General features: G+C 34.2%; 15 protein-coding genes and 1 other annotated feature. Of the genes, 14 read left to right on the forward strand and 1 reads right to left on the reverse strand.

What is annotated here, in order from left to right:
- Positions 1–72: 72 nt before the first annotated feature.
- From J0J69_RS02010 to J0J69_RS02075, 14 genes are all read left to right on the forward strand, one after another.
- Complete coding sequence (locus J0J69_RS02010) at positions 73–870, forward strand: potassium channel family protein (protein WP_212724972.1); 798 nt, start codon at positions 73–75, stop codon at positions 868–870.
- Positions 871–904: 34 nt separating this feature from the next.
- A complete protein-coding gene (locus J0J69_RS02015; protein WP_212725828.1) occupies positions 905–1,393 on the forward strand; it encodes a GNAT family N-acetyltransferase in 489 nt (162 codons plus the stop codon).
- Positions 1,394–1,473: 80 nt separating this feature from the next.
- Positions 1,474–2,295, forward strand: a complete 822-nt coding sequence (locus J0J69_RS02020; RefSeq protein ID WP_212725827.1) for a YhfC family intramembrane metalloprotease — start codon at positions 1,474–1,476, stop codon at positions 2,293–2,295.
- A 56-nt stretch (positions 2,296–2,351) separates the two neighbouring features.
- A complete protein-coding gene (locus J0J69_RS02025; RefSeq protein ID WP_055245119.1) occupies positions 2,352–2,612 on the forward strand; it encodes an autorepressor SdpR family transcription factor in 261 nt (86 codons plus the stop codon).
- Between the two features lie 141 nt (positions 2,613–2,753).
- Positions 2,754–3,257, forward strand: coding sequence for a DedA family protein (locus tag J0J69_RS02030; protein ID WP_055245118.1), 504 nt, complete (start codon positions 2,754–2,756; stop codon positions 3,255–3,257).
- Between the two features lie 40 nt (positions 3,258–3,297).
- Positions 3,298–4,713, forward strand: coding sequence for a cardiolipin synthase (gene cls, locus J0J69_RS02035; protein WP_212724967.1), 1,416 nt, complete (start codon positions 3,298–3,300; stop codon positions 4,711–4,713).
- A gap of 102 nt (positions 4,714–4,815) precedes the next feature.
- A complete protein-coding gene (locus J0J69_RS02040) occupies positions 4,816–5,670 on the forward strand; it encodes a metallophosphoesterase (RefSeq protein WP_055304173.1) in 855 nt (284 codons plus the stop codon).
- Between the two features lie 21 nt (positions 5,671–5,691).
- Entirely contained in the window at positions 5,692–6,438 is a 747-nt protein-coding gene (locus J0J69_RS02045; protein ID WP_055304343.1) for a metallophosphoesterase family protein, read from the forward strand.
- A 111-nt stretch (positions 6,439–6,549) separates the two neighbouring features.
- A complete protein-coding gene (locus J0J69_RS02050; RefSeq protein ID WP_055245113.1) occupies positions 6,550–6,978 on the forward strand; it encodes a DUF2680 domain-containing protein in 429 nt (142 codons plus the stop codon).
- A 158-nt stretch (positions 6,979–7,136) separates the two neighbouring features.
- Positions 7,137–7,286 carry a hypothetical protein gene (locus tag J0J69_RS02055; protein WP_156343973.1) on the forward strand — a complete coding sequence of 50 codons (150 nt, stop codon included), beginning with the start codon at positions 7,137–7,139 and terminating at the stop codon, positions 7,284–7,286.
- A 242-nt stretch (positions 7,287–7,528) separates the two neighbouring features.
- On the forward strand, positions 7,529–8,368 hold the full coding sequence (locus J0J69_RS02060) for a hypothetical protein (protein ID WP_055275777.1): 840 nt from the start codon (positions 7,529–7,531) through the stop codon (positions 8,366–8,368).
- A gap of 105 nt (positions 8,369–8,473) precedes the next feature.
- Positions 8,474–11,725, forward strand: a complete 3,252-nt coding sequence (locus tag J0J69_RS02065; protein ID WP_212724966.1) for a DEAD/DEAH box helicase — start codon at positions 8,474–8,476, stop codon at positions 11,723–11,725.
- A 39-nt stretch (positions 11,726–11,764) separates the two neighbouring features.
- Positions 11,765–11,978 (forward strand) — a binding site (T-box leader).
- Between the two features lie 77 nt (positions 11,979–12,055).
- Entirely contained in the window at positions 12,056–13,054 is a 999-nt protein-coding gene (gene trpS / locus J0J69_RS02070; RefSeq protein ID WP_055243985.1) for a tryptophan--tRNA ligase, read from the forward strand.
- Between the two features lie 216 nt (positions 13,055–13,270).
- On the forward strand, positions 13,271–13,849 hold the full coding sequence (locus J0J69_RS02075) for a DJ-1/PfpI family protein (RefSeq protein ID WP_055243983.1): 579 nt from the start codon (positions 13,271–13,273) through the stop codon (positions 13,847–13,849).
- 36 nt (positions 13,850–13,885) lie between these two features.
- Here J0J69_RS02075 and J0J69_RS02080 read toward each other — a convergent pair whose 3' ends face one another.
- Complete coding sequence (locus tag J0J69_RS02080; RefSeq protein ID WP_212724965.1) at positions 13,886–14,332, reverse strand: hypothetical protein; 447 nt, start codon at positions 14,330–14,332, stop codon at positions 13,886–13,888.
- Positions 14,333–14,549 lie beyond the last annotated feature (217 nt).

Below are 14,549 nucleotides of genomic sequence, written 5' to 3' on the forward strand. Positions count from 1 at the left end.
GTCATCGCTTTTTTTGATAAGAATTAACACTTTGATTCATAATAAACATAAATGAATCGAGTGAGGTAGATTATGACTAAAATTAGTTTGTATCAATGGAGTATTATCGTTTGTTCGCTGGTAGTGGTTGTGATGACGATAATGCAATTAACACTAGATTTAAGTGCGTCAGTCAATCAAGTCTTTAATATTTTAGATATTTTAATTTGGTTGTTTTTTTTAATTGATTATACTCGCCGGTTAATAAAAAGTGAGAGTAAGAAAGAGTTTGTCAAAAATAACAAAATAGATTTATTAACAATCATCCCCTATTTTTCATTCTTTCGTATTTTAAGGGTAATTCGTGTGACACAAGTAGTACCATTGTTTCATTTTGTAAAGGTTTTACGGGCGACGGCTATGTTAAGTAGTCTATCTAAGCGAGTAGGTTCTTTTTTTAAAACGAATAACTTTCATTATGTTGCTGGAGTGACACTCATTGTTATTTTATTAGGCGCAGGCAGTTTATCGTTCGTGGAGGGGATGGCGTTTAAAGATACCCTTTGGTGGTGTATTGTAACAGTGACAACCGTTGGTTATGGTGATATTGTTCCAAAAACAGGGCTTGGTCGGGTGATTGCGGGGATAGTTATGATTAGCGGAATTGGATTTTTAGGTGTTTTTACGGGAACCATTTCTACTTATTTTTTAAATCGACGAATAACGAACCACCAATCTCAGTATGTGACAGAATTAATTGAGAAATTGAGTCATTTTGATGAACTGAGTGAAGATGAATTTAATGAGATCATCATGATCTTGCAAGTAATTAAAAAAGGTCAAAGTCAAATTTTGACTACTAATGAGAATGAGGGAAACATGAAGTCTTAAATATGATATACTTAAAAAGAGTGAGGTGAAGAAGATGCAACAACAACCTGAATTCATTGAAATTAATTCAGCTTTACGTTTAAGGACTCCTAAAAAATCCGATTGGGATTTAGCATATCCTTGGTATCAGAATCCAAATGTGATGTATTTGTCAGAAGGAGTGACTAATAAGACATACAAATTAGAACAAATTTATAATATGTATGAATTTCTAAGTACTCGGGGAGAGCTATACTTTATTGAGGTCAAAGAAAACGAAAACTGGTATGCAATTGGTGATGTGACACTATGGGAAGAAAATTTACCGATTGCAATTGGTGATGAAGACTATTGGGGACAGGGCATTGGAAAAGCAGTAATAAAAACGTTATTAAAACGTGCAAAGAGCCTTGGTATGACAAAAATTTCAGTTCCGGCTATATATCATTATAATATCGGATCACAGCGATTATTTGAATCATGTGGATTCAAAAAAGTAGGGGAAAATGCGACTGAGAAGTCTTATGAGAAAATCATCAAGTGAGCGCATTGACACCTATTTAAAGGGGATTTATAATTAACTTAATAATTAGATATTTTTCTAATTATACTAAGGGGGAGAATATGGTTAGTATTAGTTCAATGATGATGATGTGTTTGACACTTATGATTTGTTTTGGGGTTCCACTTGGCTTATTTTGGTTTGTTAGACGACGCTATCAAGCATCCATTAAAAGTTTTTTCGTTGGGCTGATTGTTTTTATTGTGACTACACAAATACTAGAAGCTGTTGTTCACGTTTATTTATTAAAAGTGAATCAAACAACATCGATTTGGCTCATGCAACCTCTCATCTATTCGTTATATGGTGGTTTAATGGCAGGCATTTTTGAAGAAACAGGACGTTATTTTAGCTTTAAGTGGTTTTTGAAGAAAGAAAATCGAATCCAAGATGGAGTCAGTTATGGGATTGGACATGGGGGGATAGAGGCCATGCTCATTGTTGGAACGACGTATTTAAATAATCTGATTTTTTCAGTGCTCATTAATCAAGGATGGATTGAGAAACTTGGATTAAGTGCTGAATTAGAAGAGACCGTTGTGACGCAACTCACACAGATTTCGCCGATAATTTTTGGATTGGCCGGCTATGAACGGTTAATGACGATCATGATTCAAATTGGATTAAGTCTTCTCGTTTTTAAAGGTGTTCGAGAGCGAAAAATTTGTTATTATGTGTTAGCTGTGTTCATACATGCTATATTAGATGTTCCAGCAGCTTTAGTGCAAGTGGGGATGTTTAATATTTATGTCGTGGAAGGTTTCATAACATTAATTGCGATTAGCTTTATCATTTTTATGGTTAAGCAGTTTAAAAATTATCATGAAGATTTAACAAAAGTCGAAGATATTGAACTTGAAAAATACAAGCAGGCTGGATACTAAGTTATAACATAAAGGAGGTGTGCCGTTAGCTGATTGGTTAGCAACGGAAAGAAGCTGTGAATAAAGCATTTCAAGCATTAGCGGACCCAACAAGACGTACGATTTTAAAAAATTTAAATAAAGGTGAAATGACAGCCGGTCAAATTGCCGATTGTTTCGATATGAGTAAACCCTCGATTACGCATCATTTAAATATTTTAAAAAATGCTGATTTGATTCAAAGTGAAAAGCGTGGACAATTTGTTGTATATACGTTAAACACAACGGTAATCGGTGATGTTCTTGGCTGGTTTTATGAATTTACACATCGTATCTAAGTAAAGATGGTCTAAAGTTTATTCTTAGACCCTCTTTATTTTTTTACATAATTTATACTGTTATTTCCATTTCTTGTGATAGAATGGTTTGATTAATTTGTGGAATAATAAGTGAACAGATAGTAAAAGGGTGGGACATAAATGGATAATATTCAGATTGTATTAAATTATTTTTCGGAGTATGGTTTAGTGTTTTTATTTTTGATCGTCTTCCTAGAGTATATGAATTTACCTGGGTTACCAGCAGGGATTATTATGCCTGCAGCAGGAATCTTAATCGCAGGGAATGATATGGATTTTATTACAGCGCTAGTTATTTCAGTCATTGCCGGTTTATTTGGAAGTTATGTATTATACTTTATTGGTTATTTTCTAGGAAAGCCTATTTTAGATAAATTTTATGAAAAATATGAAAAAATCAGACCTTCGATTAATAAGGCGATTAGTTATACCGATAAACATGGAAGTAAAGGTGTTTTTATTGCTCGGCTAATTCCCGTTGCAAGAACGTTAGTGTCGTTAACGGTAGGAACCGTACGTATGAATTTTCTAACATTCACGATTTATTCGGTGTTTGGAATAACCATTTGGAATTTAATCTTTATTTATATGGGATATGCCTTTGGCTATTTTTTCTTAAAATAGGAGAGAGGGGTTTTGGGTTAAACGACTGGAGGCTGTCTATATGATTACTGGTTTTTTTGCGATATTTCGAATGATTAACTTGATATTAATCGGAATCCTAATTTTTTATAAACGAAAAGATCCAGCTCTATTGCTAGCTTGGATTCTCCTTTTGTTATTTTTACCTCCAGTCGGATTTGTTATGTACCTTTTGTTTGAACGAACACCAGTTTCTAGAAAGAAGCTGTTGTTTTTAACAGAATATACTGATCAACGTTTGGAACGTCAAATTGATTATCAATTCAGTGAGTGTGTTGCATCGGTCATTGCGTTTAATGAAATTTATAATGGAAGTCGCTTATTCATGTATCATGACTGGATGTATTTTGCGGATGGAAAGAGTAAGTATGATCAATTATTTATCGATATTGAGCAGGCGACACAATCCATTCATTTATTATATTTTATTGTCCGTAAAGATGAGGTTGGACAGAGGTTAATCTCTTTATTAGCCCAAAAAGCAGCAGAAGGCGTTGAAGTTCGACTCGTTTATGATAGTGCGGGGTGTTTTGGTACAACTTTAAAATTTTTTGATTCAATTATTAAAGCAGGTGGTCATGTTTATAAGTTTCATCCTCCCACTTTACGTCTGATTGGTTTAAATTATAATTATCGAAATCATCGAAAAATTGTTGTCGTTGATGGACGGATTGGTTATTTAGGTGGGATGAATGTTGGGAAAGAGTATATGTCACTCGATCCTAACTATTCCCCATGGCGTGATGCCCATCTTCGGTTAGTAGGCGATGCAGTTTGGGATTTACAACATCGCTTTTTTAGAGATTACTTCATGGTTTGTGAAGATAAACGTGATGAAGTGCACATTCAATCCAATCTAGATCATTACTTCACTGCTTCATTAGTGACGACCATCTGTCCAATCCAAATTGTCTCAGATGGTCCAGATACACCGACCGACGATATTAAATTAGCTTTTGTGAAAATGATGCAAACAGCAACGAAATCAATTCGCATTCAAACCCCGTATTTTATTCCCGATCAGTTGTTTTTAGAGACGTTAAAAATTGCTGCTTACTCCGGTGTTAAAGTCGAAGTGATGATTCCAACAATTGCCGACCATCATTATGTTTATCGCACAACTACTTCTTTTATTCATGAGTTACTAGAAGCGAATATTGATGTTTACTTATATAAGGGTTTTTTACATTCTAAGATTTTAGTGATTGATGATGAGATTTGTACCGTTGGATCGACAAACATTGACCAACGAAGCTTCAAAATCAATTATGAAGTAAATGCCTTTATCTATGATCAACTTTTGACGCATCGCGTCTCACATCAATTTGATAAAGACTTAGAAAATTGTTTATTAGTGGATGAATCTTACGAAAAAAATAAATCATGGGTTGTCCGACTTGAAGAAAAGGTTTACCGATTAGTATCCATGATTTTATAATATAGGAGAAATAAAATTTTTTAGAAAGGAGGGACATTTACCAAAACGATTTGATATTCTTAGGCTTAAAGATTAAATTTCAATGTTTTGGAAAGATGACATATGATAATCTTACTCTTTATAGTGACTCTCTTATTCATTTACTTTGAGCAAGAAGTCTTTTCAACCTCATTTTATAAATTAAAAACAGATAAACTAAATTTAAAAAAGGGCCCAATTCGTATTGTCCAATTATCAGACTTACATTCGAAATCCTTTGGTCGTCAAAATAGACGTTTGATTCAAAAAATTAAACGTTTAAATCCTGATTTTATTGTGACTACGGGTGACATGATTACCTCTACGGATTCAAATGGCAATGCTTTCTTAGATGTCGTTACCGCGTGCTCATCAAAATATCCGATTTTTTATATTGAAGGGAATCATGAGATAACGGCTAAATATGATACCTTAAATCAAGAAACGAAATGGTATGAAGCCTATTTAAAGTCTTTAGAAGATTTAGGGGTTCATTTATTAAATAATGAGTCTCGAAAAGTCACGATTAATGAGGATGAGCTGTATATCTATGGGCTTACGGTCCCATTAGCGCATTATTATTCTGTTCCCATCGATATTCAAAAACAGGTGAGTGTCAGAGCGATTAAAGAAGTATCGGAGGTACTTCCTGATTTAGAAGAAGGACATTTTAATATTTTATTAGCACATAATCCATTTTTAGCAAATCTATATGAACAACATGGATTTGATCATGTTTATTGTGGGCATGTTCATGGTGGAGCACTTCGATTACCGTTGATCGGTGGAGTCTTATCACCGGAGCGAAAGTTGTTTCCTAAATATAGCGCAGGTATTTATCAAATTGGAAAAATGAAGATGATTGTCAGTCGAGGGCTTGGACGTTTGCGTTTATTTAATCGCCCAGATATTGTCGTTATCGAGATTTATCCGAAGTAAGAGTGGAGTGAGAAAATGGTAATGTTAGATAAAATTGCAATTATTTCAGATATTCATGGGAATTTACCAGCGCTTGAAGCCGTTTTAAAGGATATTGATAGACGAGGAGTTTCTCAGATTATTTGTTTAGGGGATATGATCGGGAAAGGCCCTCATTCAAAAGAAGTATTAGAAGTGTGTCAAATCAGGTGTCAAAGAATTGTCAAAGGGAATTGGGAAGATTTTATTTCAGATCCGAAGACGGAAGCGACACCTTTTATTCAGTTTTATCGAAATCAACTAGGGGAAGAACGTTTAGCCTATATTCGACAATTACCTTCGGTGACAGGTTTTTGGATGAGTGGAAAATATATTCGTCTTTTTCATGCGAATCCACATAGTTTATATGATCGGGTTTATGCGACCTCTCCACTTGAAAAACGTTTAGCTTTATTTGAAGTCCCAAAATTACCATCGACTGAAAGCAGTTCAAAAGCCGCTGATATGATTGGGTATGGTGATATTCATGAAGGATATTTGCAACATTTAGAGCAAGGACGCGTGTTATTCAATGTCGGAAGTGTTGGAAATTCATGTGATTCAATTCCAATGGCAGCTTATGTAATCTTAGAGGGGCATCTTCATCGTCGGGAAGAAGCTGATTTTTCGATTCAATTCTATCGTGTTAAATATGATCGTATGAAATCCATTAGTGATGCCATGAAAGTAGAGATTCCTGATCAAGAAGCATATATCAACGAAATTAAAACAGGTTTATATTGTCGTTAGAAACATCCAATAAATTAAGGATGTTTTTTATTTTCAAAAACCTGGAATGCAAACTTTTGGATAAAGTGGTGAAAACTAAAAAAGTCAGTTTATTCGAAAGGAGATTTTAAGATGAAAAAAATAAATATGACATTAGGTGCTATCTTTTTAGCAGCCACACTTAGCTTAACGGGTTACGCAAAAGAATCAACAAAAGAGATGCCAACGCCACCTGCTTTAACTGAAGAGCAAAAAGGAGAGAAGGCAAAACAATTTGAGGCTGAGTATAAACAAATGCAAGAGAAATTTAGTGCTTTAACAGATGAACAGAAAAAAGAAATTTATGATCTCTATGATAAGGTTAATGTTGCAAAAATTAAATTATTAGATAAGTATGTGGAACTAGGATTAATGACAGATGAAGAGGCAAAGTCTATTCAAAAACATATGTCTGACGTTTCAGAAAAAATTCGAAGTGAAGGTCAGTTTATCGGGTTTAAGGCCCCACATTTTCCTAAACGTGCAGAAAATAATCAACAAAATAGTCAAGATGTTGAATAATTTAGCTATTATTTACCAACAATAAAAATGTGATGAAGAATGCCCATATTGATTTTTGGGGCATTCTTTTATCTATCGATTAATCATCATGTAACGATGCCAATTAAAGGCTGGATGCATATGATAAAATAAGAGAATAAGACATGAGGTGATTAGCTATGAAAGAACGAAAGCGTCCATCGCTTCGACCAAAGCAGCGAACGATTCCTTCAAATATTCATCACACGTATAAATTAAAAATGACGGATCAAGAACAAAAAAGAAAAACGTATTTTGCAAGATTAAGAGGTTATCGTGACCGCCAATAAGAGCCACGATAACCTTTTTTTTATATTTTAAATTAAAGTAATTATAAAATTAGACAATACTCTAATTAATTGACAATAAAAAAAATCCAACGAAAAATGATAAAACATCGCCGATACAATAAAGTCAAACAATAAAAAATATAACCATTTGTGATAATTTTCGCATGTATTGTATTAAAAACTATCATGATGACTGAAATTTCTCCATAAACTGTATTAAAAAGATAGAGAGGAGAGGTGGGATGTTATTAAATCAGCAATTATGGTCTGTTTATCAAATGGCCAGTAATCGTGAATCAATTAGAGCACTTCTTCTTTATGACTTTGAAGAGGAAGACACTGACTTAGGTTATAAATTTATCGTAATTTGTACAGATCCTGCCAGTTTCTTTATAGACTTAAATTGGGTTAATGAAATTGATCCTGTTGGTCATATCGAAAAAGAACGATCCTTTTATCAAAGCAGTCATATTTATTTTAATTGCTGTATCATCTTTAAAACAGCATGGAGCAGCCAATTTATTTTTATTAAAAATGATGAAAAGAGCTATTTTTTTAAACAATCTAAAATAATTGTTTTTATTGATCGTGATTTCTTAATTAAATCGGAGCGAATTCGAATTGAGGCGATGAACTTTGGACAATGGAAGGAACCTCCAATAGAAGTTGAACTTCGAGCGTTAGTCTCCGATTTTTACGAAGAAATTCTTCAAATATGCCGGTTGATTAAGCAACAACCTTTTTATTTCACACTATCGTCACCAGAATTTTGTATTGAATGGACGATTGTTCATTTCGTCCAGTGGTTGAGCTATTTTGGAGTATGTTTTTCAGTAGACGAATTACAAGACATTAATGCTTTAATCAACTCTCCATCGAAAGTAACGGAAGTGATTTCCTTTAAGCAACTTTCAAAATATATTCAGTTAGCAACCCACCTACTAGAGCTTTATTGTGACTACACGAACTATAACTATCAGACCCCGCAGATTGTCCTGTTAAAAGAATATATTGATATCATTCTAAGACAAGAAAACGTTAGATCTGAAGGTTATAAAATGTCATTGGTTCGGGTAAATTAATAGTGATTTGACAGTTCTTTACAAAAAGCCAAGCGTCTCTCGTTTCTTATATGAGCAATTTATGGTAAAATGAAGAGATAAGTGGAAAATAGGAGTGTGAGTAGCGTGAATTTAAACCAAACTATGATTAAAAATCGAGCAGCTAACCCTGCTGTTTTTTCGCGTGCTCAATCTTTTTATAACAGTGGGGGAAAAATTCAATACTATGTAACTTACGATCCAGTCGATCTCTATCAAATCTTTGCAGAAGTTGAAGATGATAACGAATTACATCATATTTTGATTAATTTAGATGAAAAGAGTAAAGTGATTCATGATCAATGTGATTGCGGAACATTTTTATCAAACTTTGGTTCATGTAAGCATGTGATTGCGACACTGTTGAAGGTCTATGATGATCAAGTGCGTAATAAACTTGTTATTCACTCCACAGGAGATGAAGAAGAAGGCCTCATGGACGAGTTATTAGCGGCTTATGAATCACAATTAACAACAGAGATGAATTACGAGATGTATACAAAAGATGTCATGATCTATCCAAAATTAATCATGAAATCACAACAAGAAGCCTCAGTTGAGGTCTCTGTCGGCATTCATCGTCCTTATGTTGTTCGCGATATTTATAAGTTAGCCAGCGATATTTGGAATGAAAATGTCGTAAGCTATGGGAAAGAGCTTCAATTTAAACATGCGATTCAACATTTTGATGAGGGTTCACGTCCATTTGCGAGCTTTATCTGTGAAATCGTCAAGGAATATGATATTTATGCAAAACAGCTTCCATTACTAGGGCCTGTGAAGTCAACTCGTACGTTAATCTTGACCCCTAGTTGGTTTGATCGGTTTTATGACTTATATCAACGTCAAACGATTGCATGTGACATCGAGGATTTATCAAGTGAAATGATAACCCTCCATCCCTATGAACCAGCGATTGAATTTCGATTAACACAAGAGGATGAAGACTATTATTTATCGCATAATCTCGGAGCTTTTAGAATGATTCAAGGGCAGAAATACATGTATCTTCTTTGTGAACGAGAAGCCTATCGCTGTGGAAGTAAATTCATCGATCAAATGCTCCCAATCTTACAAACACTCATTCAGTCACCTCGTTTTGAGTTGCGTATGAATGAAGCTTATATGGGAAAATTTTTATCATTAGTCATGCCCAAAATTAAAAACTACATTCGGGACACATCTTTAGATGCGCTTTATGAACGGTTTAAAGTTTATCCATTAGTGATTAAATTTTATTTAGACTCATTAAAACGAGGAAATATTGGATTGAATGTTCAATTTTGCTACGGTGATACGGTTATTCAGGCAAATGATCCGAATTCCTTTGAACACAGTACCTCTATTTTACGAGATGCAAACAAAGAAGCTCAAATCTTAGCTCTCTTAGAACAATACCAATTCCAAAAGCAATCTAATGGAACTTATCTTTTAGCGGAAGAAGAAGCGATTTATTCATTTTTACATGATGGAACAGCTGAATTAAAGCAGTTAGGAGAAGTTTATGCTTCTGAAACGTTTAAAGCGATTAAAATAAAAGAGCCTAAATCATTCTCAGTTGGTATTCGTTTGAAAAATGATTGGCTGAGCTTAAATTTTGAAGATTTAGAGTTTGGACCATCTGAGTATAAAAAGATTCTAGCCTCGTATCGTCAAAATAAGAAATATTTCCGTTTAAAAGATGGTTCATTCTTAAATTTAAAGAATGAGTATGTCGATACACTTGCTTCATTTGTAGATGATTTAAATCTAAATGATGACCAATTAGACGAGGAAGAAGTTTTAATTCCAAAATATCGAGCGCTGTACTTAGATCAATTAACCAAAATTAGTCAGTCCTTACATGTCGAACGCGATGTTTCCTTTAAATCGATGGTTCGTGAATTTAAACAGGTGGAAGATGCTGACTTTACCGTGCCAGTTAATCTTCAAAAAACACTTCGTCGTTATCAAAAAACAGGCTATCGATGGCTTAAAACGTTATCAAAATATCAAATGGGTGGAATTTTAGCTGATGATATGGGACTTGGAAAAACATTACAGGTCATTTCTGTTTTATTATCTGAGAAGGGTCAATCCAATAAATCATCATTCATTGTGGCACCAAGTTCGCTCATTTATAACTGGGAGAGTGAAATTCATAAATTTGCTCCTGGGTTAACAACTATGATTATTCATGGCGATCCAGCGACGAGAAGGCAACTCATTCAAGACAGTTCTAACGTTGATATCGTCATTACGTCATATGACTTAATACGTCGCGATGTGGAGAGTTATCAATCCCAAAGCTTTAGATACTGTATTTTAGATGAAGCACATTATATCAAGAACCATACGACGTTAAGTGCAAAAGCTGTGAAAAAAGTAAATAGTGAAATTAGATTTGCCTTAACTGGGACCCCCATTGAAAATTCATTATCAGATTTATGGTCGATCTTTGATTTTATCTTACCAGGATACTTTGGAACATACGCACAGTTTAGGAAGAAGTATGAAGTGCCTATCATGAAGCAACAGAATCTGAATTTATTAAGTCGGATTCATCAACAAGTGGCTCCATTCATTTTACGACGCTTGAAAAAGGACGTCTTAAAAGAATTACCTGAGAAGATTGAAACTAGTATGTACTGTGAAATGGATAAAACGCAACGTGACTTATATCACGCGATGGTTTATGAAATGAAAGAAGAAATGAATCAAGAGATTCAAGAGCAAGGCATTGAACGTAGCCGTATTAAAATCTTGGCACTGTTAATGCGCTTACGTCAAATTTGTTGTGATCCATCATTATATCTAGAAAACTATAAAGGGGAAAGCGCAAAATTAAAACTTTGCTTAGAATTAGTCGATGAATGTATTTCTACAGGCCATAAAGTGTTGATTTTCTCACAATTCACATCGATGTTAGATATTTTATCTAAAGAATTAACGGCTAAAGAAATCAAACATTTAATGTTAACGGGTTCAACAAAAACGAATGAGCGTTTAGCATTAACGGAACAGTTTAATTCAGATGATACCCCTGTCTTTTTAATCTCTTTAAAAGCGGGTGGAACGGGATTAAACTTAACCGGGGCAGACGTCGTCATCCATTATGATCCATGGTGGAATATGAGTGCTCAAAATCAAGCAACAGACCGTGCACATCGTCTCGGTCAAGAAAAAACGGTTCAAGTATTTAAACTCTTCGTTAAAAATACAATTGAAGAGAAAATTGAACGTCTTCAACAGCGAAAACGTGATTTAACTGAAGCAATCGTTCAAGAAGGAGAAACCTTTATTACTCAATTAAGTAGTGAAGAGTTAACCGCACTTTTTGAAAGTGATGATGATTTTTAATTGACAAAGTGAGATGCTTTTCATACAATGATAATAAATAATAAACCTTTGATTGAGAAATAGTAGTTTAAGTGTCATTTTAAAGAGAGTCGATGGGTGGTGTGAATCGATAAATGTCTTAAATGAATGGGCTCATGAGTGGAACCTGAATAAAAAGAGTAAGGAACCCGGTAAACTCCCGTTATGAGTATGAAGTGGAATAAACAAGGATTTATTCTATTGAGGTGGTACCGCGGTTTTTATCGTCCTCTATCGATTGAGATAGAGGACGTTTTTTTATTTAGATAAACAATAAAAGGATGATTAAAACTTAATAAAGGAGTCGAAATTATGGCAAGAATTTTATCTGCAATTCAACCATCAGGAACATTAACTATTGGAAATTATTTAGGGGCATTAAAAAACTTCGTGAAATTACAAGATGAGCATGAATGTTTATTTTTCATTGTTGATCAACATGCGATTACAGTCCCACAAGATCGTTTAGAATTACGTAAAAAAATTAAAGAGTTAACTGCATTATATTTAGCTTGTGGATTAGATCCAGAAAAAGCAACGATCTTCGTTCAGTCAGAAGTACCAGGGCATACGCAATTAGCTTGGATGTTAACTTGTAACACATCCATGGGTGAATTAGAGCGCATGACTCAATTTAAAGATAAATCACAAAAGCAAGCCGCTAAAGGACAAGGAATCGGTGTTGGATTATTCATGTATCCAGTCTTAATGGCAGCTGATATCTTATTATACGATGTTGATTTTGTACCAGTTGGAGATGATCAAAAACAACATTTAGAGTTAACTCGTGACTTAGCAGAGCGTTTCAATAACCGCTTTGGAGAAACTTTCAAAATTCCTGAGCCATTAATCGCTAAGACAGGGGCTCGTATTATGTCATTACAAGAACCGACAAAGAAAATGAGCAAGTCAGATGATAACCCACGTAACTTCATTTTAATGACAGATGAACCGAATGTCATTCGTAAAAAAATTAAATCGGCTGTGACGGATTCAGATGGAATTATCGCATTTGACCGTGAAAATAAACCAGGATTATCAAACTTATTAGAAATCTACTCAGTGATTACTGGAGAATCAATTGATTCAATCGTGGCTCGCTATGAAGGATGCGGATACGGACAATTTAAATCTGATTTAGCTGAAGTAGTCGTGGCTGAATTAGAACCGATCCAAAATCGTATGAAAGAATTATTAAATTCACCAATTATTGATGAAGTATTAGATCGTGGGGCAGAACAAGCGAATAAACTAGCATTCAAAAAAGTAAAAAAAGTGGAACATAAAATGGGATTAGGTCGCAAAAAATAATCATTTAGAACGGATAGCTCAGAAAAGCTATCCTTTTTCTTTGATTGAGTAATCTATTAAGCACGTTTCTTAGCAACTTTTTCCGTCGAACATTCGGACTTAAGGACAGTTTAGTTCTATTATTGAACATTACTGGGGAAAGCGTTGACAAGGTATGGCAATTTCAAATAAAATGAGAATAACTTGAACGCAAGATGAGTTAGATGGGGGCTAAATATGGGGAAAGTTTTGGTTTTTTTATTTGATGGGATGACAGATTATGAAATTACGTTTATTTGTCATGTCTTACATTCAGATGCAGGGAAAGATATTATAACGGTCGCTTATGAGGATCGTGTCGTCAAAGCACAATCAGGCTTCAACTTTGAACCTGACTGTACCCTTGCGGAAGTCGTTGATTTAGATACTGAGGGACTTATATTATGTGGGGGGCGAGAGGTTGATATTAAACCTTCACTAGTTAAATTAATTCAACGCTATCATGGTGAGCGAAAACTATTAGCAGCGATTGGAACAGCTGGAACCATCATGTTAGCTAAATCAGGTGTCTTAGATGAAGCGACTTATACAACACCTTTAACGCAGTGGTCAACGAAATACCAATATGTCTATGGAATCCAAGATCCATTCCCGCGCGATAATTGTATTGAAAAGCGACTCGTACGTGACAGACATATTATCACGGCACAAAGCATTGCTTTTTTAGATTTCACATTAGAAATTTGTGCTTGGTTTAAATTATTTCAAAACCATCAAGAGAAGCATGCATTTGCGAAGTTGATTAAAGGAGCATAAAAAAAGGTTAACTCTGACATTGGAGTTAACCTTTTTTTATATATTTAAGGGTTTTAATTCACCATGAATAATGATTTGTTCTTCTTTTATATATGATTCAATTCCTTTATATGAGCTTGGATAAAAATCCTCAAATTCGATTAATCTCATAAATAAATGTGAGGAATCATTCATAAAAGCGATTTGTGAATCGATCATGTCTTGTAATGATTGGAACACAGTTTTCATCTGAACTGATGAAAAAGATTGGGTAAATTGTAAAACGACGTGTTTAATTTCTTCTTTTATATATTTAACATGTTGCATTAATGTCATGTCTTGAGTTAGGCTTAATGGTTCGATGGTTTCATTAAGGTTCATTTGGCTTTGTATGTTCATGATTGGCGTCACTTCTGAAGATGCAACCACGTTTGGTGTCTCATGACACCCAATCAGTAAAACAGTACTTGCAAAAGCTGCAAATATCATTTGTTGTAGTCTCATATTGACCTCCATTGCTACACTTTTTGGCGAACGTTATTTAATTTAACACAAGATTTTTACAATGTAAATAATGAAAACCTAAAAAATGATAAAAACCGACCTTTAAAAACGCTTTTTATGTTACTTTATCCCATTTTATAATGAGGATGAGTTTAAAGGAACGTTTGATTTTAAAAAGATAGTAAAACAATTTTCAAAGTTACTGATATTTCGTATA

The organism is Turicibacter bilis, assembly GCF_024499055.1.
GTDB lineage: Bacteria > Bacillota_I > Bacilli_A > MOL361 > Turicibacteraceae > Turicibacter > Turicibacter bilis.